The following is a 22,410-nucleotide window of genomic DNA, read 5'->3' on the forward strand; positions in this document are numbered from 1 at the left end:
GTGTGTCACGGGCGGCGCTGCGTTGTCGTCATGGCCATATCGTCGATCGTCAAAGCCGACGAAAGGTGTCGCAAGGCTTCGGGAATCACCCAGTAATACACCCAGGTTCCCCGCCGCTCGCAGTCGATCAAGCCGGCTGAACGCAACAGTTTGAGGTGATGGGAGATCGTTGGCTGAGAGACGTCGAACGTCGCTGAAATTTCACAGACGCAAGCCTCCCCGCCGGGATGGCTCGCGATCAGGCTTAACAATCGCAGGCGCACCGGATCGCCGATCGCTTTGAACATTGTCGCCAGGGTTGCGGCCTGGGAATCGTTCAGCGCGCTCGCACCCAAGCGCGGGCAACATCCCGACAGAGCTTGATTCGACATTCTTCTATATAAGCAAATATCGAATCAGGGCGCCAGTAGCGAGCGGCGATCGGGACCGGCTGACTAGTCGGCCGAGCGATTCTTTCGCCAATGGGGACTCTTGACCGCTTCGAGGGCTTCGATCACATAGCGATCCAGCGGCTGGCGGTTGGTTGACCGTAGTACCCATCGTTGGAAGGCGAAATCTGCCGCGCCAAAGGCGAGTTGGATCAGCAGGCCGGGACGCATATCGGTTTCGGGGTTGGTGCCCATGCGTTGCGCGACGAGCTTCATCGCCCGCTCCTTGTCGGCGGGAGTGTGGATCGTTGCCTTGTCGAGCAACCCCGGCGCAACCAGCAAGGCTGCGCGCCACTCCTCGCAGTCGGCGCGGTCGAACGACTGCGTCCGCGTGATGATGGCATTGATCAGGGCGACATCGGGAGCCTCGGTGGCGGGGCGTTGTTCCAGGTGATTGACGATCGCGGCACCTCCATAGCGCACCGGCGCGAGCAGCAGCTCCTCCTTGGTCGGCACATGCCGGAAGAACGTACGCGGTGAAACACCTGCGGCAGTGGCGATCTCCTCCGTTGTCACCGCGTCATAACCGCGTTCGACGAATAACCGGAACGCCGCTCGCCGGATATCGGCGCGGATCTGAGCCCGCTGGCGATCACGCAGCGATTCGCCTTCGGCGTTCACCGGAAGCAGCCGATCCCACCGTCGACGTGAATGGTCTGACCGGTGATGAACGTCGCGTCACTGCCGAGCAGAAACGCCACCAGCGCTCCCATATCGGTGCGGACGTCGCCGATGCGCTTCATCGGTACCCGCCCAACCGCTTTGTCGTACTCCTTGGGCGCGAACGACTTCCAGAACTTGACGCCGTCGGATTCGGCGAACGGGCAGATGACGTTGACGCGGATGTTGTCGCGTCCCCATTCCAGCGCGGCGACCTTGGACAGGCCACGGATACCTTCCTTGGCGGTGGCATAACCGCCCCACCTGGGTTCGCCACCGGTGCCCGTCCCCGAGCCGAGGTTGACGATCGACCCGCCCCCGGCCTCGACCATCAGCGGGTACACCGCCTGCATGAGCAGGAAGGTCGCGCGGGGGCCGACGTCGTGGCCGAGCGCGAAGTCCTCGAGGGTGATGTCGACGAACTTTTTGGGCTCGTTGGTGGCGATGGCATTGTTGACCAACCCGTGCACCGTGCCGAACGCCTCGACCGCGACTGCAGCGATCCGTTGTGCGCTGTCCGGGTCGCGCACGTCGGCGACCAGGCTTTCGACCGGACCCAATTCCTTGAGTTCGGTGGTTGTTGAGTCCAGGACATCGGCCTGTATGTCGACCAGCAATACCGACGCGCCGCGTTCGAGCAGTGCGGTCGCGGTGCCCTTGCCGACACCTTGGGCGGCGCCGGTGATGATCGCCACGTGGCCGCGCATCGAATCGGGATGGCTGTAACTCATGCGACGGGTCCCATCTGCAGCCGCACGCCGCGGTGCATTTCGTAGGTGCTGCGTACCCCGTCGGGTAGTTCGATGAACTCCACCGGCGTCCCATCCGGATCCTTCACGAAAAACATTCCTACTCCGCCGATCTCGAATGGTTCCTGGTCGGGCGTGTACCCGGCGTCGATGACGCGGCGATGCGTGTCGTTGAGATCGGTCACCGACAACGACACATTGTGAAGTCCGGTGATGCCCCGGCGTGCGGGCTTCTGCTCCGACGGGTTCGTGCCGAGCGACAGCAGTTCGATCATCAGCCCGCCCAGCAGGCCGCCGACCACCCGGCCCTCCTGTTTGCGAGTCGCGTGCAGCACCGCGTCGAAAGGTTCGCCGGAGATCAAGGATTCGAAGACGACGTCCATACCGAGGACGCCCCGGTAGAAGGCCAGCGCGCGGTCCATGTCGGTGACGCCCACGACGAGGTGACAGAACGACACATCGGCGAGGACGCTTTCGCCGGTCACGATGGCCGCGCGAGATTGGGCGCCGGGCGGCCGGCGAACAGCGGCAGATCAAGGTATGTCTTGATACCCGGGTCCGCGGCGCAGACGTCGGGAATGGCGTTGATGCAGTGGTTGGCGGTGACCACGACGCCCGGGTTCTTGATCAGTCCTTCGGCGATCGTCTCCGGCTGCAGCCCCTTGAAGGTGAGCTTCACCGGCGGGTCGCCGGTGATCGCCACTTCGAACCGTTCGCCGATACCGCCGAAATTCCAGGCCGGGTCCAGGTTTTCCTCACCCATGAGCCAGTTGACCGCCGCCTCGATGACCGGCTGGCCGTCGACAAGGGCCTGCCAGCGGAACCGGCGCGCGGCCACCTGTCCTGACGTGATCGGGAAGGGGTCGTAGTCGACCGTGTCGGTCGCGACCGCGATCTCCTGAACGGTCCTGATGTTCGGCTCGATACGAAATCCCATGTGGTCGGCGATCATCCGCACGGACTGCTTGAAGCCCGCCTCGAGCAGGCTGGCCATGGGACCGTTCACGGCTTCCTCGGGTGTGCCGCCGAAGCCCATGATGTGGCGTACCACGTCCGGGGCGTTGTAGGTGCGGATGTCGGAGAACTCCTCGGCACGCACATGCGTGACCGCCGCCGACAGCGACGACACCATCAGCGGGAACCGCTCGGTGATACCCCCGGGGTGGATCCCCGAACCATGAAGCGTCACACCGCTTTCCACCGCGGCATCGGCGACGGCCTGGTGACGCTTGTTGCCCGGATCCGGGTAGACCCAGCCGACCGGAGTCACCACGTTCTTGCCGGACCGCAGGATCGCGATGACCTCGTCGTCGTTGGGTACCAGCGGGCTGTACATGACGCAGTCGGCGTCGAGCGCGAGGATGTCATCGATACTCGATGTGGCGGTGACGCCCAGGTCCTCGGACCCGATGATGCGGCCGACGTCGATGCCGTTCTTTTCGGCGCTGTGCACCCAGCAACCGGCCAGCTCGAGCTGCGGGTGGTTGAGCACGCAGGAGATGGCGGCCTTGCCGACGCCCCCGGTCGCCCATTGGATGACACGAAGCTTGGCCGAACTACTCATCGGTGTCCTTTCGATTGCACGCCTTTACACGCCAACGACCGAAATGGCACAGCATGACCCGCTGGCAGTCACTGTCAACAATGGCTCCGGTAGGAAGGTGTGGTCATGGGCGTGCTCGAGGGCAAGGTCGCGATCGTCACCGGAACCAGCCGCGGCGTGGGAGTCGGCATCGCCCACGAACTGCTGCGCGCCGGCGCCACCGTCATCGGCTGTTCGCGCGGGCCGCTGGACACCATCCCGGGCGTCGACGCCGACTCCGAATGGGCGCCACGCGCCTCGCAGCGCGTTTGCGATCAGGGCGATTGCGGCTCGATCGACGCCTTTGTCACTGACGTGGTCGCCACGCACGGCCGGGTCGACATCCTGGTCAACAACGCCGGCGGCACCGTCCCCGCGCCGCACGTGGAGAGCATTCCCGAACTCGTGCAACGTATTCAGGGCGCCCCGCCCAGCGACGACGACTATGAACGCACCGCGCTGTTCCACGCGTTCGCGGTGCAGATGAATCTGATCAGCCCGCTCTGGTTCGCGATCCGCGCCTATCGGCAGATGGCGACCCAGGACGGCGTCGGCTGCATCATCAATATCTCGAGCGGCGCCGGACATCCGGCGGGTTCGCCGACCTTGGTCTCCTACGGCGCGGCCAAGAGCGGCCTCAACCACCTCACCCGATCACTGGCCGAGGAGTGGGGCCCGAAGGTGCGCGTCAACTGTGTGGCCCTGGGCCCGACGATGACCGAGAACTTCCGCTCGTTCGTGTTGCCCAAAGACGATCCCACCGGCGAGAAGTACTTCGCGGCCGTCCCGATGCGCCGGGCCGGCGAGCCCGCCGAGGTCGGATGCGTCTGCGTTTTCCTGGCGGGCGGAGACGCCGACTTCGTCAACGGCACCACCGTCGAATGCGACGGCGGCATGATGCCCGGAGTGCTCTATGACGCGGGCCTGAAAACGATCACCGACCTGCTGTAAGCCCGCGAGCGCCTCCGGGGCGTCGGGTGTGCGTCCAGGGTGACGACACGCCGAGCGACCGCGCCTGCGCCGCGCACTCGGCGTTCCTCGAACCGGTTGGCCCGCAACGGCTATCGTCGATGTTGGCATATTTTTGTGTCGCTGCGGGCCCGGGCTTCGATGCCGGTCAGCAGCATGTCGAGGGAGCGGTCGAAGTCGTCGCCCATCGTCGAGCGCTGGCTGGTCTCGGCCAGCGCGGCGAGGTGCGGGTGCTCGGAGCAGGCCAGGTCGCCGATCCGCTTGGCGATCGCCGCATTGGATTGTTCGCGGTCGGCCGCGGCCAGCGGGCCGGCCAACTCGACTTGGGCAGCACCCATTACGAGACTGAGCACTCCGCGAAAGGCGGCGAGCGCGTCGAGATCGCTAAGGCCGGCGCGTCGCAGCGCCTCGACGAGGCGCTCGGCGGGCAGGTAGCCCGCTGCCGATACGGTGCGGCGCGTCAATACCAACGGCGCGGCATTGGGGTGTTGGCGCACCGTCCGCCAGATGGCGGTCGCGATGGCCTTGACATCGGCACGCCAGTCGGTGGACCGTCGTGGCAGCCGGACGTCGGCGAGCACCGCCTCGGCGACCAGGCCCTCGAGCTCCTCGCGGTCTTTGACGTAGTTGTACAGCGTCATCGGCCCGGTACCCAATGCGGCCGCCAGCGATCGCATGCTCAGGCTTGCGAGCCCGTCCTTGTCGACAATCTGGATCGCCTGCGCCCGTACTTCGGCGAGCGTGAATCGTGCGCGCATGGAACGGCCGGCCTCCTTTACGTGTGCATCCGTTGACACGTACGGTGTACGTAAGCTAATACGTACGGTGTACGTATCTATCGAAGGATCTCACATGACCGCTGCCTACCGCACCACCAGGGTGTCCTTCATGTCGCGTGGTACCCGCTGCGCAGGCTGGCTCACTCTTCCCGACGGGCCTGGTCCGCACCCGGGCCTGGTGCTGGCTCACGGCCTGGGCGCTACCCACGGGATGTTGCTGGCCCAGTACGAACAGCATTTCGCCAAATCCGGCGTTGCGACTCTCGCGTTCGACTATCGGTATACGGGCGAGTCCGACGGCGCACCACGCCAGCAGTTCGGCATGCGGGCGCACCGGCAGGACGTCGAGGCGGCGCTGGACCACCTGCGCCAGCACGGCGGCATCGACGCCGCCAGGGTGGGGTTGTGGGGGACCAGTCTCGGTGCACTGCACGTGCTGCAGGCGGCGGCACGCGGGGTCGACGTCGCTGCGGTGGTGGTGCAATGCCCGATTGTGCACGGGCCCGGAACGCTTCGGCGCGGCGGCGTGCTGCCCGCGTTGCGGCTCACGCCCGCCATCATCGCCGATGCCGTCAACCGGCTGCGGCGGGCAGGCCGAACGTATGTCCCGATCGTCGGCCGCCCTGCAGACCTGGCCGCGGTCACGGTCGCGGGTGCGTTGGAGGGCTGGTATTCCACCGTCGAACCGGGATGCACGTTCGACAATCGTATGGCGGCGTTGGATGTGCTCGGCATCGCATCCAGCAGCGCCAAGCGCGGGGCTGTGAAAATCAAAGCGCCGCTGCTCATTTGCGTATCAGACCGGGAGACCTTGATGGACCCGCGCCACGCCGAGGACGTCGCCGCAGCCGCGCACCGCGGGCTGGCGCGGCACTACGACGGCGACCACTTCCAGATCTATCACCCGCCGCTGCTGAGTGTGCTGCTCGACGATCAGACGGCCTTCCTGCAGGAGCACCTCGGTGTTCGAGTCGGCTAATATTTCGCGAGACAACGACACCAGGCTCGTCGAGTTGGCTCGGGACATCAGCACGGCCCAGTGGGCCAAACCGAGCCTGTGCACCGAGTGGACCAATCACGAGGTATTGGCGCATCTTGTCGTCGGCTACGGGGTCGCGCTCTCCGCGGTTGGCTCCGCCATGCTGCACCATCGCGGTTCGTTCGATGTGGCCAACGCCGAACTGGCCCGTGCTCTGGCAGCGCGGTGCAGCCCAGACCGCTTGCTCGACGAACTTGCCGCGCTAACGCGTCGGCCCCGCGGGATCGGGCGCCTCTTTCCGAGACGTCTGTTGCTCGGCGACCACGTCATCCACGAACTCGACATCGCGTATGCGTTAGGCAAGGAGTCGGCGGTGCCGATGTCGACCGTGGTCGCCGTGCTGAACACCGAGGTGCGGGTGCCCAACCCGTTCGTCCCGGCGGCCGCGCGTAGCCGTGGCCTCGATCTCGTTGCCACCGATGCGAACTGGGTTCATCAAGACGGCGGACCGGTGGTCACCGGGCGGGCCGCTCACCTCGTTTCTGTCCTCGCGGGAAGGCCGTGGGCCCTGTCGTATCTACGCGGCGAGGGTGTCGCGGTACTTTCGTCTCGGATGTGAAAGCGTGACGGCTTGACGGCAGGAGATTCACATGAGCGGACTGGGACCCACTCCCGAGCAATTCGTGGCGTTGGCAGCGCGCCCGGCCGACGCCCCGGTGGTGATGGTCAACTTGCTGAAGTTCCAGCCCGAGGGCGGGCTGGAGCGTTACGCCCAATACGGGCGAGAGGTCGCACCGCACCTCGAACGCGTCGGTGCGACCCTGCGCTACGCCGGGGGAGCGCCCTCGACGGTTATCGGCGAAGGCGAAAAGCCTTGGTGGGACGCGATTCTCATCGTCGAATATCCATCACCGCGGGCCTTCATCGACATGGTCACGGATCAGGACTACCTCAAGGTCCACGAACACCGCGCGGCCGCGTTGGAGCGCGGAGACCTTATCGCGACCTCGGCGTGGGCGATCGCCGAGCGCTGACGCTATGAGTCCAATGGACCCTTGACGCTGGGACCTATGGCCACTGGATGGCCGCGGCCGGTGCGGCTAGCGTCGGGCCAGGAACACCAACAGCCAGGAGGTGGGTCTTATGGGCACCCACTATTTTCGAGGGTCGCCGGATCGTGCGTGAATTCAGCGTTCCCGCGAACTTCACCGTAGACGAGCGCGACAGCATCGTCGCGAGTGTGTATGCACATGAGCGGGACGACCCCGATCATGTCATCTTTCAGCGCCTCGTCAACGGCGTGTGGCGGGATGTCACCTGTGCCCAGGCGGCTGCGCAGATCCGCGAAACCGCGCTCGGTCTGATCGCCGAGGGGGTGAGCCCCGGGGACCGCGTGGCGATCTTGGCGGCCACCTGCTACGAGTGGGTGATTCTCGACTACGCGATCCTGTCGGTTGGAGCGCTTACCGCTCCCATCTATGACACCTCGTCGGCTGAACAGGTCCGGTGGGTGCTCGAGGATTCCGGTGCGGTGCTGGTGATAACCCAAAGCGATGCTCATGGCCAACTGGTCAAAGAATTGAGTACCGAGCTGCCCGCGCTGCGCAGAATATTGCATCTCGAGACGGGCGGGCCGTCGGCGCTCGGGGAGCTGGCCACGGCCGGGCAAGCGGTCGACGTCAGCGAACTGAACAAGCGCCTGGCGGCATTGCGGGCGGCGGATCCCGCGACGCTGATCTATACCTCGGGTACGACCGGTCGCCCGAAAGGTTGTCAGTTGACGCACGCCAATCTGCTGTACGAGACACGCGGCGCGGCGACGTATTTCCCGACACTACTGCGTAAGGGGCAACGGCTATTGGTTTTCCTGCCGTTGGCCCATGTGCTGGCCCGTGCGTTGTCGATGTCGGCGTTCGCGACCAAGGTCACCATCGGCTATACCAGCGACATCAAGAACTTGGTTCCGACCTTGGCTGCGTTTAAGCCGACTGTCGTCGTGTCGGTACCCCGGGTCTTCGAAAAGGTCTACAACACGGCCGAATTGAAGGCGCATGACAGTGGGAGGCGGGGGATCTTCGATGCGGCGGTCCGGACTGCGATTGACTGGAGCATGGCCGCGGACTCCGGCGGCCCTGGGCTGCTGTTGCGGGCTCGGCACGCAGTGTTCGATCGGCTGGTCTACCGCAAGTTGCGGACCGCGCTGGGCGGCGACTGCCATGCCGCAGTCTCCGGCGGTGCCCCGCTGGGCAAGCGCTTGTGCCACTTCTACCGGGGAGCCGGCCTGACGATCTACGAGGGCTATGGGCTCACCGAGACCAGCGCCGCGATCACGGTGAACCAGATCGGTGAAGAGCGCCTCGGCACGGTGGGAAAGCTGCTGCCCGGCAACAGCATGGCGATCGCCAACGACGGAGAAGTGCTGGTGCGCGGTGGCGTCGTGTTCAGCGAGTATTGGCACAACGATAAGGCGACTCGGGAGGCGATCGTCAACGGGTGGTTCCACACCGGCGATCTCGGGTCGATGGACGACGACGGTTACTTGTCGATCGTCGGCCGCAAAAAAGAAATCATCGTCACCGCCGGCGGCAAGAACGTCGCCCCGGCTGTGCTGGAAGATCAGCTGCGGGCGCACCCGCTGATCAGCCAGGCGATGGTGGTCGGCGACAACCGGCCCTTCGTTGCCGCGCTCATCGCGATCGACCCGGAAGGTTTCGAGGTGTGGAAGCAGCACCACGGCAAGGGGGCGACCGAATCCGTCGCGGAACTGGTCGACGATCCCGATCTGGTCAGCGAGATCGGCGGGGCGGTCGAACAAGCCAATCGCATGGTGTCGCATGCGGAATCGATCCGTAAGTTCCGGATTTTGCCGGTCGACTTCACGGTCCTCACCGGTGAACTGACCCCGACCCTGAAGGTGAAGCGCAACATCGTCCGGATGCGGTTCGCCAACGAGGTCGAGGCGATGTACGGCACGTGATGAGCTGAGACTCTCGTCCGGCTCCGCGGCGCAGCCGGTGCTGGGGGTTGACATGGCCGGCGCAGATTGCACCTTCGCTTCGCGCCGCGAGCACTGTCTAATTGAGTGATGGAACTCATGAACCCCCACCGACGGGATATTTCTGCTGGGCGAATCCCGTGAACACCCCATGCACGTCGGCGGCCTGCAGCTGTACGAACCCCCGGACGGTGCCGGTCTGGAGTTCGTGCGCGAGTTCTACGACAGCCTGGTTGTCCAGCAGGATTTTCAGCCGACATTTCTCAAGCGCCCGGCGACCTTCCTGGGCGGGATCGCCAACCTCGGGTGGTCCTACGACAAGGACCTCGACATCGACTACCACGTCCGGCGCTCCGCACTGCCCTCGCCGGGACGGGTCCGCGATCTGCTCGAGCTGACCTCGTTGCTGCACAGCGCCCTGCTCGATCGCCACCGTCCACTGTGGGAGGCGTACGTGATCGAGGGACTCAAGGACGGCCGCTTCGCGATCTACACCAAGATGCACCACTCGCTGATCGACGGCGTCTCGGCCCTGAAGCTGATGCAACGTGCGCTGTCGAACGACCCCGAGGACACCGAGATCCGGGCGCCGTGGAGCCTGCGCAAACCGCAACGTAAATCGGCGCCGTCGTCGCGGCTGAATTCATTGATGCACACGGCGGGATCCCTTGCAGCACTTGCACCTTCGACGGTCTTGCTGGCTCGTGCCGCGCTGTTCGAACAGCAACTCACGCTGCCGTTCGGCGCCCCGCGCACCATGCTCAACGTCAAGATCGGTGGCGCCCGTCGTTGCGCCGCGCAGTCCTGGTCGGTGGACCGCATCAAGAATGTCAAGAACGCGGCGGGGGTGACGCTCAACGACGCCGTGCTGGCGATGTGTTCGGGTGCCCTGCGCTACTACCTGCTGGAGCAGGACGCCTTACCGGACGCGCCGCTGTTGGCGATGGTCCCGGTCAGTCTGCGCCGGGAGGACGAGGTCGACGCCGGCGGAAACCTGGTCGGAGCGATCCTGTGCAACCTGGCCACCGACGTCGAGGATCCGGCCAAGCGGCTGGAAGTCGTGAGCGAGTCCATGCACAAGAACAAGACGGTGTTCTCCCAGTTGCCGCGGATGCAAGCTTTGGCGCTGTCAGCGGTGAATATGAGTGCGCTGGCGATGTCGATGGTTCCCGGGTGGGTGACGTCGACGGCGCCGCCCTTCAACATCATCATCTCCAACGTTCCGGGACCCCGTGAGCAGTTGTACTACGGCGGTGCCCGCCTGGACGGCAGCTATCCGCTGTCCGCCATCCTCGACGGCCAGGCACTGAACATCACGCTGGTCAGTAATGCTGACACGCTCGATTTCGGTTTGGTCGGGTGCCGGCGCAGCGTGCCGCACCTGCAGCGCCTGCTCGCGCAGTTGGAAACGTCGCTGAAAGACTTGGAACGCGCCGTCGGGGTCTGAGCTCGGTGCCCAAACTCAGTGCGGGGGTGCTGTTGTACCGCGTCCGCGACGGTGTCGTCGAAGCCTTGCTCGCGCATCCGGGCGGCCCGTTCTGGGCCCGCAAGGATGACGGGGCGTGGTCGATTCCCAAGGGTGAGTACACCGAGGACGAGGATCCCTGGGCCGCGGCGCAGCGTGAGTTCTCCGAGGAGTTGGGGCTGCCGGTGCCGGCTGGACCGCGCCTTGACCTTGGTGCGCTCAAACAACCCGGCGGCAAGGTGGTGACTGCCTTCGCCGTCCGGGGCGACCTCGACGTCACGGACGCGCGCAGTAATACCTTCGAGTTGGAGTGGCCCAGGGGTTCGGGCAACATGCGCGAGTTTCCCGAAGTCGACCGGGTCGAGCGGTTCCCGGTAGCACGGGCACGCGCCAAACTACTTAAGGGACAACGACCTTACCTCGATCTGTTGATGGCGAACCCGGAGCTGGCGGGCCTCAGCGAAGGATGTTAGCGCGCCGCCGGTGCCGGCGGATCGCGAAGATGACGACCGGCACCGCCGCCGCGATCCCGGCGAACAGGAATACGGCGAACACGACCAGCTCGATCGGGATGACGGCATTGCGGTCGACGTAGATCACCTGCCGGTAGGCGTCATCGCTGGCCGCGTTGGCGAAGGCGAAATCCGACGAGATCTGCGCCGGCTTGGGGATATTCACCCGAAGCTTGGTGAGGTAGCCGCCATGATCGGCCGCCAATTCGCGCAGCAGCGGGTCGCGTGCCTCGGCGAAGATGTTACCCGCGAACTGTACTTGGACGGACTGGCCGGCCTGCGGCGCGGCGTCGGCGTCGGTGCGCTGCTGTCGGTGGTCGGACAGGGTAAAGATCGTCACCTGCTGCGGGCTCGGGGCCGCGACCGAAAGTCGCATGGGATAGACCAATTGCGTCGACGGGAAGGTCATCCGCACCGGGTTGAGCCCGCCCACGATGGGGTCGGAACTGATCAGCCTGATCGCGACGAACGACCATCCGTCGCGCACATATGGGCCCAGCGCGTCCGACACCGCCGGGCGGATGGCATAACCGTTGTCGTCCAACCACTTTTGCAATTCGCTCAGATCGCCACCGGACAGCGTGGTGGCCTCCAGCGGCCCCAGGTGCACCTGATCGACCACCGTGGGGCCCCGGGGAGCCGCGGCTTCGAGAGGCGCGGGGCCACTCGAGCCTATCTGCCCCAGCACCCAGTGCCGGCGCTGCTGGACCCGCGGCGCGGTGAGCGTATCCAACTCGGCGAATGTCGCCTTGTCGCCCTCGGTGACGGTCGCTGGGGTCGGGGTGGGCACCACCAGGGCGACGTTGTTCGTGTCGGCATTCATGGCAAGCTGCATGACGATGGTTTCGCTGGATCCGTTCCAATGCAGCAGCGCCACTTCGTGGTTCATGGCGGCTTGGCCGCCGACGGGAGGGATGATCGCGCCGCACGCGCATGCGTAGCCCGGAGCAGCCATGGCCACATTGGCCAGGGTAGCCAGAACGACAGCGACCATACCCAACCCGCATGTGCGGGGCATCTTCATGGCGCAATGCTAGTTGCTGAAGAGTGCGGGGTCACTCCGTTCTCACGGAGATTTAAGGTGCGACATGCACAATGTCGGCATGACAACTGCACCGATTCAGCCGCACGCGGGGTCCGACGACCAAGCCGAATCGCAAAAGTTATTATTTGGATTTCTCGACCCGGCGAACCGCGCCGATCCGTATCGGCTGAGCGCACAGTTTCGCGATCGTGGACCGATCCTGCTGTCCGAGGCGCACCTCGCCGTCTTCTCGAGCTACCGAGACTGCGACGATGTTCTGCGGCACCCAGCGTCTAGCAGCGACCGGATGAAATCTGCGCTCGCTCAAGAGCAAGTGGAGGCGCAGATCCGCGAGCTCGTCGAATCCGGCGCACCGCCGCCCGCGCAGCCCCCGCCGGGATTTCTGTTCCTCGATCCCCCCGATCACACGCGGCTGCGCAAGCTGGTCAGCAAGGCGTTCGCGCCGAAAATAGTCAAGGCGCTGCGGCCCGGCATCAGCGTCCTGGTGGGTGGATTGCTCGACGTGATCGCCGAGAAGGGCAGCTTTGACGTCGTCGAAGATTTCGCGTACCCGTTGCCGGTGGCGGTCATTTGCCGGTTGCTCGGTGTGCCGTTGGAAGACGAGCCGCAGTTCAGCCACGCCTCGGGATTGCTTGCGCAAGCACTGGATCCGTTCGTCACGTTCACCGGTGCTGCCTCGGAGGGTCTGCAGGAGCGTTTCGACGCCGGTACCTGGCTGCGCGAGTATCTGCACGGCCTGATCGACCGGCGGCGCTCACGGCCCGGTGAGGATTTGATGTCGGGTCTGATCGCGGTGGAGGAGTCCGGTGATCAGCTGACCGAAGAGGAGATCGTCTCGACCTGCCTGCTGTTGCTGGTCGCCGGTCACGAGACCACGGTCAACCTGATCGGCAATGCGGTCCTGGCGATGCTGCGCGAGCCGTCGCAATGGGCAGCGTTGCGGGCTGACGCGACCCGTGTCTCGTCGGTCATCGAGGAGACCCTGCGCTACGACCCGCCCGTGCAGATGGTGGGCCGAATTGCCCTCGAAGACATGAAGATTGGGCAAGTCGAGGTGCCCGAGGGCGACGTGATGATGTTGTTGCTCGCCGCGGCGCACCGGGACCCGGCCGAATTCGACCGGCCCGATACCTTCGATCCTGATCGGGGAACCTTCCGGCACTTGGGTTTTGGGCGCGGACTGCACTACTGTCTGGGCGCGCCACTGGCGCGGATGGAAGCCAGTATCGCACTGTCCGAGGCGGCGGCGCGTTTTCCGGATGCCCGGTTGGACAGCGAACCGCAGTACAAGGCGAACGTCACGCTGCGGGGGCTATCGGAGCTAATCGTCGCGGTCTAGCTCCGTCCCACAACCGAGGTTTCAGCTGCCCGGCAAGCCCATTCGGGGGGCGTATTGGGGGCAGAAGTTTGTCACCGATGCGGTGATGAACAGCGCGGATTGATTTCGGTCGAGACCGGAGTGCTGGTTGAGGTACTGGTACGCCGCCTCTTGGTAGTCGAGCATGGCGCACACTTCGTTGGCATCCTCGATCAGGGCGGCATCCGATGCGTTGACCCCGATCCCGGCAGCCCGCACCTGGTTGAGGAAGTCGGCTGTAGTTGCGTGCGCGACCGGCATCGCGCACCCGAAAAGCGCGATAGCCGCCAGGATTCCTATGGCCGTGGGCTTCTTCACGGCCGCCGCAGCGTTCATTCGTTGGCTTCCTTCCGACCAATCCGTTTAAGGATCTGCTTCCGCCGTCGCTCAGTATGGAGCGAGACCATAACTGGCTTCGGTGCACGCGGACCAAACAAGCGGTAATGAATTATGACCCACCGTGACGGTGTTTGCCTGGCTATCGATTAGCCAAGGCTCGGTCGGGTTATCGGCTTTTCAGGTCTGGCCGTTTTCTCCAAGGTTCGTCCCGATGTCGCTCGGGGCGAAGGTGGCTGGAAGTCCGTTGCCTATCCGGGGGTGAGCTGTGGGCAGAAGTAGTTGACCGAGACGTCAACGAATATAGCGGCCTTCTGTGCATTTAGATCGGAGTTCTGGACAAGGTATTGGTAGGGCGACTGCTCGTAGTCGAGCATGGCGCACACTTCCTGGGCGTCCTCAATCAAGGCGGCATCCGATTTATGCAGTCCGACCCCATTTGCGCGCACCTGGCTAAGGAAGTCATCGGTTTTGGTCGCGTGGGCGACCGGCGCTCCCGACGAGAGTGCGATAACCGCCAAGATCGCCGTGGCCGCGGACGTCAAGAATCCCGCTGAGTTCATCTGTTGACTTCTCTCCGTTAACCTGCGAGCTACCTACGATCCGCGTAGGTAGCTGGCAGCGCAACGGGTTTTCGCTTCTAGGTCGCTGTGCAGATGCTGTACGGGTCACCGCGCAGGGTCGCTGCGCTTTCAGCCGAGGCCGGGGACGATGTCGTTCAGGCTGAAAGTAACCGGCTGTTCGAGTTGTTCGTAGGTGCACGAGCGCGGGTCGCGATCGGCGCGCCATCGGCTGAACTGAGCGGTGTGGCGGAACCGCCGGCCTTCCATGTGGTCGTAGCGAACCTCGACCACCCGCTCGGGCCGCAGCGGGACGAACGACAGGTCCTTACCCGCGTTCCACCGGGACGTTTCGTTCTTACGCGGGGTGCGCTCGCCGGCTTCGTGGGCGGCCCAACTCCATGGATGGTCATCGAAAGTGGTTACCAGAGACTGTAATTCGGTGAAAAGCCGCCGCCGTTCCGCCATCGGAAACGCACCGATCACGCCGACCGACGCCAGCTGGCCATCGTCCTGGTACAGGCCGAGCAGCAGCGACCCGATCGCGTCGCCGCCCGACTTGTGTACTCGATACCCGGCGACCACACAGTCGGCAGTGCGCTCGTGCTTGATCTTGAACATGACACGCTTGTCCGGCTGATAGCTGATGGCCAATGGCTTCGCGATGACGCCGTCGAGACCGGCTCCCTCGAACTCGTCGAACCAGAGATGCGCTGTTTCTGAATCCGTGGTTGCCGGTGTGACATGAAACGACGGCCCGGCATTGGACAGCGCATCGACGAGGGCGGCTCGGCGCGTGCTGAAAGGACGCGGGGTGAAATCCTCCTCGTCGAGGGCCAGCAGGTCGAACGCGATGAACGACGCCGGGGTGTGCTCGGCGAGCATCCGCACCCGCGAATCGGCCGGATGAATACGCTGCGGTAGCGCCTCGAAGTCCAAACCGTGGTCGGTGGCGATCACGATCTCGCCGTCGATCACACACCGCTGCGGCAGCTCGGCCAGGGCCGCGGCGACCAGCTCGGGGAAGTAGCGCGTCATCGGGCGCTCGTTGCGACTGCCCAGTTCGACCTGATCGCCGTCCCGGAAGCAGATGGACCGGAAGCCGTCCCACTTGGGTTCATAGGAGGCGTCGGGCGGGATCGTCTTGACCGGCTTGGCCAGCATCGGCGAAACCGGCGGCATCACGGGCAAGTCCATTGGTTCATTCTGACCTGCGGCGTGCTGGAATCGACAGATGGCTGCGGCATCCGAAGAGCTCGACGTCGATGGCATCTCGGTGCGACTGCCCAACCCGGACAAGGTGTACTTCCCAAGGCTCGGATCCAACGGCACCAAGCGGCGACTGGTCGAGTACTACCGAGCCGTGGCCGTCAAAGCAGCAAGCCCGATGCTGGACGCCCTGCGCAACCGGCCCACCCACCTGCAGCGCTTTCCGGACGGCATCGACGGTGAAGAGATCTACCAAAAGCGGATACCGCAGCATCATCCCGACTATCTGGCGACCTGCCGGGTCACCTTCCCGTCTGGGCGAACCGCCGACGCGCTGATGGTGACGCATCCGGCGGCGATCGTGTGGGCGGCGCAGATGGGCACCGTCACGCTGCATCCGTGGCAGGTGCGCTACCCGGACACCGAACACCCCGACGAGCTGCGCATTGATCTCGATCCCCAGCCCGGCGTCGGTTTTGAGCAGGCGCGGTCGGTCGCGGTGGACGTACTGCGGCCGTTGCTCGACGAGCTCGGACTCGTCGGCTACCCCAAGACATCCGGAGGGCGCGGGATTCACGTGTTTCTCCGGATCGCCACCGACTGGGACTTCATCGCAGTGCGCCGGGCGGGCATCGCGCTGGCCCGAGAAGTCGAGCGCCGCGCGCCGGACGCGGTGACCACGTCGTGGTGGAAGGAGGAACGCGGCGAGCGCATCTTCATCGACTTCAACCAAAACGCCCGGGACCGCACGATGGCCTCGCCGTATTCGGTGCGACGGACACCGATCGCGACCGTGTCGATGCCGTTGAGCTGGGACGAATTAGCCGGCGCGGAGCCCGACGATTACACGATGGGGACCGTGCCGAACCTGCTGCGGGGGCGTGACGACCCATGGGCCGGCATGGACGAGGTGGTCCAGTCGCTTACCCCATTGCTGGAGATGGCCGAGGCCGACGAAGAGCGTGGCCTGGGCGACATGCCCTATCCGCCGAATTACCCCAAAATGCCCGGGGAGCCGAAACGAGTGCAGCCGAGTCGAGATACCGATCTGACCAGGAAAAACAACTCGAATTGAATGAGGGCTGTCGCTGGGCGCACGCCGGAACCGTGATTAGTTCCTGCAATCGGCGACGGCGTGCGTAGCCTATTCAGCCAGTCTGATATCAAATCAAGCAGCGTTGTGTTTGGGGGAGTTACTGCGGTCGAACCGGGGGCGGCGAGGAAGGAACGAAGTAGTAGTCATGTCCGGCCTGAAGAGCAAATTCCTGATCGTGGCGATCCTCGCCGCGACCGCGCGATGCGACATCCCCCTGACGATCGACTGCACCCCCCTTCGTCTGCACGGGCTAGTTCCTGACGGGCGAGGCACCTGCCGGCAGGATCAACATCGCCACCGGGAACTTCAGCGTTGCGCCGCCGCCGGCGAACGCGCAGGAGACGATCTCCATTTCCAGCGCGGTCCGGCCGATGGGGCGGGTTTGCATCTCTAGGTGAGGATTGAGGTAGTGCGGGGTCGCCAGCCAGCTGATGCCGCGTTGGATCGACTCGACTAAGTTCATCCGTTCGACTCTACGCTCGCCGTGAAAAGTGTTGTTGCACAGTGTATTCTGTGTGAGCTCTCGGCCGAGGATCGGAAAAGCCACGGAAATGGCAGCACGAATTCGCGGGAATTCCCTATGGGTTCGCCCGCGGACTTAGGAAGTGAGGCCGTTGATTTCACTCGCGCACTACTCGGATCTGGGCGAAAAGCAACGAGGCTTGTCGGGCGAATGGCTACGACTGTGCGGGCTGCGGTACAAATGCCGACCGGCCCGTCAATGCTCGGGGTGCGTTGTCGCGTGACCGCAATATCCAGGCCGCGACGAGCGCGATCAGTGCACCTGCCGCGCCCGCTGTCGGTGCGGGGCCGGCCGGTCCGCACAGCACCATGTACCCGAACGCGGAGCCGACCACGAGCAGGAGCGAGTGGATCAGCGTCCAGTGCAAGATCGAGCGCAGCCGGATGGACAACGCAATCCCGAGCAGCAGCGCAACGACGTGACCGAGCGCGGTGAAGTCCGCGCTCAACGCCGCGGCGACGGCATTGCCAAGCCACCAGCCGATCCAGATTGGCCGCCATCGCGGCGGTATCGACGCCGTGAGCGCCCCCAGCACACACACCGCGCCGTAGCTCATCCCGACATCGGTGGCGCGCGCCAGCGACATCGGTAGCCACCCTGCCTTCAGCGCGGTGGTCAGCCAAGCCGCGACGATCAACGTCGCACCGATATGGCCAAGCGTGAACGCGACGACCAAACCCTTGCTGCGCCAAATCAATTCGCCTAGAGCCAGCAAGCACACCAACCCCGGTAGCCAAAACAGCACGTGGCCGCCGTCGCTAATGAACGCGCTGCCGACCAGCGTGACGACGTGGCCGTGTGCCAAGTTGTGCAAGTTGGTGCTCATCTCCCGCACCGCGACGTCGTGCGCATGCGGCCCGAGCGCTGTCAGCAGGAAAGACACCCCGAGCAACATGACGGCGTAGACGATCGTGGCCGGCAACCACGCCGCGACGGACAGCATCTGTGCACGCAGCGTGCTCCGGCGGTTCTCGATGCGAAGCACCGCGCTGACGCTTTTCCCGGCGGCGCGGACCGGTATGGGAGGCCAATGGTCGGCGTGCGGGTTGGCAGCCATGTCCGCCATACCTACGCCCCCCTCGCACCGTTGATAACCATTGTGACGGAACCGGGGCGATGCGCCCGGTGAGACCAATCACAGTCACGAGCGAGCAGGTCAGCGACGGTTTCTCGGCGTACCAGTGGGCGAACCCGCCCGCCGGCGACGGCGATCAGTGGCGGACGGCCGACCAAGTTGCAGGCCGACCCCATCGAATAGTGGTAGGCGCCAGCGCCAGCAGATCGCCGGGTTGGATGTCGATGGGCAGCTCGACGTCGCGGGCGATCTCCTCCCCGGCTTCGCATTGCCGGCCCACAATCGTGACGGGTGTCGTCGTGGTGGGTACGTGCCGGTTGGCCAGTGCCGCCGTGTATTTCACGCCGCGGAGCCCCTCGTGCGGATTGTCGACCATGCCGCCGTCCACGACGACGAAGCTTCGCCCGCCGGGCCGATGCCTGACGTCGACCACCCGGTACAGCGTTATTCCCGCGCGCGCGGCGATCGCCCGGCCAGGCTCGATCACGATCTGCGGGCGGGGATAGCCGTGGTCGGCACACGCGGACCGAAGCGTGGAATCGACGACCCCGGCGAGCACCTGCGGGCTGAGTTCCGGGTCGCCGGACAGATAGGGGACCCCGTGGCCGCCGCCCAGGTCGAGCTGGGTCAGCACGACGCCGTGGCGGTCGCGCACCTCGGCCATCAGGGCCACCAATTGCCGGATCGCCGCCCCGCACCGCCGGGCATCCGTGATCCGCGACCCGAGGTGGCAGTGCAATCCGATCAGGCGCAACCACGGCTGAGCCAGGATGCGCCTGACGGCGCGGGCGGCGCGGCCGTCCGCCAGGGTGAAGCCGAGCCCGCCCTCATGCCGGCCGGCGGCTTCGATCTCGGGAATCACCCGGATCAGCACGCTCTGGCGGCGACGCACCTGCGCGGCCAGCAGCGCGATCGTGTTGGGGGAATCGACGACGATGCGGCCCACTCCGGCGTCGACCGCGTCGTGCAGTTCGCCGCCGGTCATGGCGTTGCCGTGCAGCACGATCTGCGACGGCGGCACCCCGGCGGTCAATACGGTGGCCAGTTCGCCGGGCGAGCAGACGTTCAGGCCGGCACCTTCGGTGTCCGCCCAGTCGGCCACCGCGCTGCTCAGGAGTGCCTTGCCGGCGTACACCAGCTCGGCTCCGGGAAGTGCCACCCGATAGGCCCGGATCCGGGCCCGAAAATCCAGCTCATCCACCACGTAGGCGGGCGTGCCGTAGTCGGCGGCGATCTCGGTGACGGACACCCCGCCCACCCACAGCCGGCCCAGGTTGTCGACCGAGGCGCTCAACGGCCAGATGGCGCGATCGAGGTGCCGGCTCAATCCGTGCCGAAGCCACGGAAGCAGCTCGAACTGCGTCATCCTTCCAAATTGGGGTCTGCGGCACGGTCCTGCCACGCTATTAACGGATTTTTCACACCCCGGTGGTCAATCTTCACGGTTGCGGGCGGTTGCGCCGTCCCGCGCCTAGCTGGCGGCGTTCGCCGTACCGAACGGCTCGACCCCGATGGCCAGCGCCTCGACGAGCGACCTTCAGCGCCCATTCGGTCGCCGCGTAGGCGGCCCCGGGCGGTAGACGGGAAGTTGCTGTTCGTGTCCAGCATCGTCGGCCGCTTCGTGCTCGCCGCGGGCGCGCATCTGCGGCAGCACCGCCTGAGCCACCCGGATGGCACCATGCTGCGCGCCTTGAGGATTGGTGTCACACCCGAGTGGTCGCGGGCTCGAAGTGCGGCAGATTGCGACGGATGAAGTCGACAAGGCGGGTCGGTGGGCGGTGCAGTATCGCGGCCAGCGCGTCGGGATCCGCGGCGATCAGTGGTTCGGTTCGTTGCGACAGGGCGCCGCCCACAGTCGAGATGTGTTGTGCCATGGCCGCATTGACCGGAGAGGTGGGCTCCGCTTCGGCGGTGGATTCCAATTCGCTGCGCCATGCCGCCGCGGAGATGGGCTGGAAGCGAACGGGCCGACCGGTCTCGGCCGAGACCATGCGGGCCAATTCTGCGTGATCGATCACCTCGGCTGGAGGCGGATAACTGACCCGGGCAGACTCCGGCGCCGGTTCCAAGAGCTGTGCAACGGCGATCTCCGCGGCATCGTCGCCGCCGATCCACGGCGCCGGGCCGCGGCCGAAGCTGTTGGTAATCAGGCCATTCTCGCGAATCGTGGCGCCGTGCAGCAGCAGGACGTTCTCATGGAACAGACCGCCGAACCGCAGCACGGTGGGGTTCAGGCCTGCCCAGGTGAAGACTTCCTCGGCTACCGCTTGGGCCTGACCCAACTTGCTGGGGCTACCTACCGAGGACACCGCCATCGACATCGCCACCAGGTGCGGCTTCGGGTTCACATCGACCAGAACCGACGTGAGATTCGCCGCGGCCGAAACAACGCCCGCTGCAACGGGATAGGTGAAGTACACCGCGCTGACGTCCTGTGCGGCCGTGACCAGTGACGCCCGATCATGCAGATCGCCGACCACGGTCGCGGCCCCGAGGCGCCGCAGTGTCCCCGCGCGCTCGTCGTCGGTGCGGACCAACGCGCGCACCGGGTGCCCGAGACTGAGCAGGCGTTCCACCACGATCCGTCCGGTGCCGCCGTGTCGACCCGTCGCGCCGATTACCAGGATGGGGGCGTTCATCGGCGCAGCTCGAAGATCAACAGCGTCGTACTCGCGGTCGCGACGACGTTGCCGGACGCATCGATGAACTCGCCTTCCGCGAACCCGATCCGTGAGCCCGCCCTGACGACGGAGCCCACGGCGGTCAGCGGCCCGCTGTCCAGCGTCATGGCCTTGAGGTAGTTCACCTTGATCTCGACCGACGTATACCCGACTCCCTGCGGCAACGTGGTGTGCAGCGCACACGCGGCAACGGTGTCCAGCAGCGTGCACACCGCGCCGCCGTGCACCAGTCCCAGCGGGTTGTACATCGACCCGTCCGGCGTCCAGGAGAAGGTGATGGCGCCGTTCTCCACCGCGACAATGCCCATCTGCACCAGCTCGCCGATCGGCGGCGGAGGCAGGTGTCCGTCGGCGACCGCCCGCCAGTAGGAAAGGCCGCTCATCGACGCGACCGTCGCCTGCGTGGTCATCGGGTCGCGCCAGGTGATCGTGCGCGACTGCTCGGCGCCCCACGGCGGCGAGCTTGGCATGTCGGTGTGGGAAGACGTCGTCATGCAATCCCCTCAAAAAACTGATCGGTCTACTTAATAGGGCGAAGCAGGTAGTAATTCCAGAGCTTGTAAACTGATCGGTGTACATTGGCAGGATGGCCGAGGTGACGACGCGTCCCGGTGGCGGGCGGGGAGCCCGGGAGCGGATCGAGCGTGCTAGTGCCCGCCTCTTCTATCGTCGCGGAATCCACGCGACCGGTGTCGAGCTCATCGCCCAAGAGGCCCAGGTGTCCAAGCGCACCCACTACCAGTACTTCCCGAGCAAGAACGACCTCGTCGACGCCTATTTGCGGGGCATGGATGCACGCGGCGCCCTGCCCGCCGAGCGACTCCTGGACGACGAGTCCCTGCCCGCCCGGGACCGGCTGCTGGCTATCTTCGAAATGTCGCGCCGAGATGTCATGCGGGGCTGCCCGTTTCACAATGCAGCCGTGGAATCGGCCGGATCACTGCGCAGCACTGACGAGATCGTACGGGCGCACAAGCAACGATTTATCCGCCGCCTGATCGCCGTCGCGCAGGAGACCGGAGCCGCTGATCCGCACTCGCTGGGTCAGCAGCTGGCGGTGCTGTTCGAAGGCGCGACCGCGTTGGCGACCTCGCTCAACGACACCGCGCCCGCCGTGCATGCCCGCGCGGCCGCCGCCACGCTGATCGACGCCTCGCTGAACTCTTGACGACCTCGTCCCGGGACTGTTAGACATGGCCTGCGTCACTAATTTGGGCGATCGCCCAATACGGACTCGGTGGAGGTTGCCATGGGCAGGATGGACGGCAAGGTCACCTTCGTGACCGGTGCTGCGCGCGGGCAGGGCCGAAGCCACGCCGTGCTGTTCCTGGCCTCCGACGAAGCGCGCTACATCACCGGGGTGGCGCTGCCGGTGGACGCCGGCAGCTGCCTGAAGTAGGGAAAGCACCG

The 22,410-nt window shown here is 65.4% G+C and carries 24 protein-coding genes and 2 pseudogenes; 11 read left to right on the top strand and 15 right to left on the bottom strand.

What is annotated here, in order from left to right:
• Positions 1-5: 5 nt before the first annotated feature.
• From G6N54_RS20125 to G6N54_RS20145, 5 genes are all read right to left on the bottom strand, one after another.
• Positions 6-371 (bottom strand): ArsR/SmtB family transcription factor, encoded by a 366-nt coding sequence (locus G6N54_RS20125; RefSeq protein WP_163791602.1) that lies wholly within the window; start codon positions 369-371, stop codon positions 6-8.
• 63 nt (positions 372-434) lie between these two features.
• The gene (locus tag G6N54_RS20130) at positions 435-1,049 is read right to left on the bottom strand and encodes a TetR/AcrR family transcriptional regulator (protein ID WP_163791603.1); all 615 of its coding nucleotides are present in this window, start codon (positions 1,047-1,049) and stop codon (positions 435-437) included.
• The gene (locus tag G6N54_RS20135; protein WP_163791604.1) at positions 1,046-1,819 is read right to left on the bottom strand and encodes an SDR family NAD(P)-dependent oxidoreductase; all 774 of its coding nucleotides are present in this window, start codon (positions 1,817-1,819) and stop codon (positions 1,046-1,048) included. Before G6N54_RS20135 ends, G6N54_RS20130 begins: the two co-directional genes overlap by 4 nt.
• Positions 1,816-2,322 carry a VOC family protein gene (locus G6N54_RS20140; protein ID WP_163791605.1) on the bottom strand — a complete coding sequence of 169 codons (507 nt, stop codon included), beginning with the start codon at positions 2,320-2,322 and terminating at the stop codon, positions 1,816-1,818. The genes G6N54_RS20135 and G6N54_RS20140 overlap by 4 nt, the downstream gene beginning before the upstream one ends.
• The gene (locus G6N54_RS20145) at positions 2,319-3,401 is read right to left on the bottom strand and encodes an NAD(P)H-dependent amine dehydrogenase family protein (protein WP_163791606.1); all 1,083 of its coding nucleotides are present in this window, start codon (positions 3,399-3,401) and stop codon (positions 2,319-2,321) included. The genes G6N54_RS20140 and G6N54_RS20145 overlap by 4 nt, the downstream gene beginning before the upstream one ends.
• Before the next feature lie 105 nt (positions 3,402-3,506).
• Here G6N54_RS20145 and G6N54_RS20150 point away from each other — a divergent pair, with 105 nt between their 5' ends.
• Positions 3,507-4,370 carry an SDR family NAD(P)-dependent oxidoreductase gene (locus G6N54_RS20150; RefSeq protein ID WP_163791607.1) on the top strand — a complete coding sequence of 288 codons (864 nt, stop codon included), beginning with the start codon at positions 3,507-3,509 and terminating at the stop codon, positions 4,368-4,370.
• A 110-nt stretch (positions 4,371-4,480) separates the two neighbouring features.
• Here the strand turns inward: G6N54_RS20150 and G6N54_RS20155 are convergent, their stop codons facing one another.
• Positions 4,481-5,146, bottom strand: coding sequence for a TetR/AcrR family transcriptional regulator C-terminal domain-containing protein (locus G6N54_RS20155; protein ID WP_163791608.1), 666 nt, complete (start codon positions 5,144-5,146; stop codon positions 4,481-4,483).
• Between the two features lie 94 nt (positions 5,147-5,240).
• On the opposite strand from G6N54_RS20155, the gene G6N54_RS20160 reads away from it, so the two are divergent.
• The 6 genes from G6N54_RS20160 (at position 5,241) to G6N54_RS20185 (ending at position 11,079) form a co-directional block, all read left to right on the top strand.
• Positions 5,241-6,146 (top strand): alpha/beta hydrolase, encoded by a 906-nt coding sequence (locus G6N54_RS20160; protein WP_163791609.1) that lies wholly within the window; start codon positions 5,241-5,243, stop codon positions 6,144-6,146.
• Positions 6,130-6,765 (top strand): maleylpyruvate isomerase family mycothiol-dependent enzyme, encoded by a 636-nt coding sequence (locus G6N54_RS20165; protein ID WP_163791610.1) that lies wholly within the window; start codon positions 6,130-6,132, stop codon positions 6,763-6,765. Before G6N54_RS20160 ends, G6N54_RS20165 begins: the two co-directional genes overlap by 17 nt.
• Before the next feature lie 31 nt (positions 6,766-6,796).
• On the top strand, positions 6,797-7,180 hold the full coding sequence (locus G6N54_RS20170; protein ID WP_163791611.1) for a DUF1330 domain-containing protein: 384 nt from the start codon (positions 6,797-6,799) through the stop codon (positions 7,178-7,180).
• 143 nt (positions 7,181-7,323) lie between these two features.
• The gene (locus G6N54_RS20175; RefSeq protein ID WP_163791612.1) at positions 7,324-9,123 is read left to right on the top strand and encodes an AMP-dependent synthetase/ligase; all 1,800 of its coding nucleotides are present in this window, start codon (positions 7,324-7,326) and stop codon (positions 9,121-9,123) included.
• A 169-nt stretch (positions 9,124-9,292) separates the two neighbouring features.
• Entirely contained in the window at positions 9,293-10,588 is a 1,296-nt protein-coding gene (locus G6N54_RS20180) for a WS/DGAT/MGAT family O-acyltransferase (protein WP_163791613.1), read from the top strand.
• Between the two features lie 5 nt (positions 10,589-10,593).
• Complete coding sequence (locus tag G6N54_RS20185) at positions 10,594-11,079, top strand: NUDIX domain-containing protein (RefSeq protein ID WP_163791614.1); 486 nt, start codon at positions 10,594-10,596, stop codon at positions 11,077-11,079.
• Here the strand turns inward: G6N54_RS20185 and G6N54_RS20190 are convergent.
• Entirely contained in the window at positions 11,063-12,142 is a 1,080-nt protein-coding gene (locus tag G6N54_RS20190; RefSeq protein WP_163791615.1) for a DUF2330 domain-containing protein, read from the bottom strand. The two genes, G6N54_RS20185 and G6N54_RS20190, sit on opposite strands and share 17 nt — an antisense overlap.
• Before the next feature lie 79 nt (positions 12,143-12,221).
• On the opposite strand from G6N54_RS20190, the gene G6N54_RS20195 reads away from it, so the two are divergent.
• The gene (locus G6N54_RS20195; protein WP_163791616.1) at positions 12,222-13,502 is read left to right on the top strand and encodes a cytochrome P450; all 1,281 of its coding nucleotides are present in this window, start codon (positions 12,222-12,224) and stop codon (positions 13,500-13,502) included.
• 21 nt (positions 13,503-13,523) lie between these two features.
• On the opposite strand, the gene G6N54_RS20200 is transcribed toward G6N54_RS20195, so the two are convergent.
• From G6N54_RS20200 to G6N54_RS20210, 3 genes are all read right to left on the bottom strand, one after another.
• Complete coding sequence (locus tag G6N54_RS20200) at positions 13,524-13,856, bottom strand: DUF732 domain-containing protein (protein WP_163791617.1); 333 nt, start codon at positions 13,854-13,856, stop codon at positions 13,524-13,526.
• Positions 13,857-14,107: 251 nt separating this feature from the next.
• The gene (locus tag G6N54_RS20205; protein ID WP_163791618.1) at positions 14,108-14,419 is read right to left on the bottom strand and encodes a DUF732 domain-containing protein; all 312 of its coding nucleotides are present in this window, start codon (positions 14,417-14,419) and stop codon (positions 14,108-14,110) included.
• Positions 14,420-14,548: 129 nt separating this feature from the next.
• Positions 14,549-15,613 carry an ATP-dependent DNA ligase gene (locus G6N54_RS20210; protein WP_163791619.1) on the bottom strand — a complete coding sequence of 355 codons (1,065 nt, stop codon included), beginning with the start codon at positions 15,611-15,613 and terminating at the stop codon, positions 14,549-14,551.
• Positions 15,614-15,650: 37 nt separating this feature from the next.
• On the opposite strand from G6N54_RS20210, the gene ligD reads away from it, so the two are divergent.
• A complete protein-coding gene (gene ligD, locus G6N54_RS20215) occupies positions 15,651-16,700 on the top strand; it encodes a non-homologous end-joining DNA ligase (RefSeq protein WP_163791620.1) in 1,050 nt (349 codons plus the stop codon).
• A 271-nt stretch (positions 16,701-16,971) separates the two neighbouring features.
• Here the strand turns inward: ligD and G6N54_RS20220 are convergent, their stop codons facing one another.
• The 5 genes and pseudogenes from G6N54_RS20220 to G6N54_RS20240 form a co-directional block, all read right to left on the bottom strand.
• Positions 16,972-17,184, bottom strand: a complete 213-nt coding sequence (locus G6N54_RS20220) for a hypothetical protein (protein WP_163791621.1) — start codon at positions 17,182-17,184, stop codon at positions 16,972-16,974.
• 214 nt (positions 17,185-17,398) lie between these two features.
• Positions 17,399-18,187, bottom strand: coding sequence for a rhomboid-like protein (locus tag G6N54_RS20225; RefSeq protein ID WP_372513306.1), 789 nt, complete (start codon positions 18,185-18,187; stop codon positions 17,399-17,401).
• 125 nt (positions 18,188-18,312) lie between these two features.
• Positions 18,313-19,685: pseudogene (lysA, locus tag G6N54_RS20230) on the bottom strand (diaminopimelate decarboxylase).
• Positions 19,686-20,022: 337 nt separating this feature from the next.
• Positions 20,023-20,958 carry an NmrA family NAD(P)-binding protein gene (locus G6N54_RS20235; protein ID WP_163791622.1) on the bottom strand — a complete coding sequence of 312 codons (936 nt, stop codon included), beginning with the start codon at positions 20,956-20,958 and terminating at the stop codon, positions 20,023-20,025.
• Positions 20,955-21,494, bottom strand: a complete 540-nt coding sequence (locus tag G6N54_RS20240; RefSeq protein WP_163791623.1) for a PaaI family thioesterase — start codon at positions 21,492-21,494, stop codon at positions 20,955-20,957. The genes G6N54_RS20235 and G6N54_RS20240 overlap by 4 nt, the downstream gene beginning before the upstream one ends.
• 92 nt (positions 21,495-21,586) lie before the next feature.
• Here G6N54_RS20240 and G6N54_RS20245 point away from each other — a divergent pair, with 92 nt between their 5' ends.
• Positions 21,587-22,168: a TetR/AcrR family transcriptional regulator gene (locus G6N54_RS20245; RefSeq protein ID WP_163791624.1), complete on the top strand. Its 582-nt coding sequence runs from the start codon at positions 21,587-21,589 to the stop codon at positions 22,166-22,168.
• Between the two features lie 141 nt (positions 22,169-22,309).
• Positions 22,310-22,399: pseudogene (locus tag G6N54_RS29760) on the top strand (SDR family mycofactocin-dependent oxidoreductase); the annotation flags it as partial.
• Positions 22,400-22,410: the final 11 nt, after the last annotated feature.

The organism is Mycobacterium stomatepiae (assembly GCF_010731715.1).
GTDB lineage: Bacteria > Actinomycetota > Actinomycetes > Mycobacteriales > Mycobacteriaceae > Mycobacterium > Mycobacterium stomatepiae.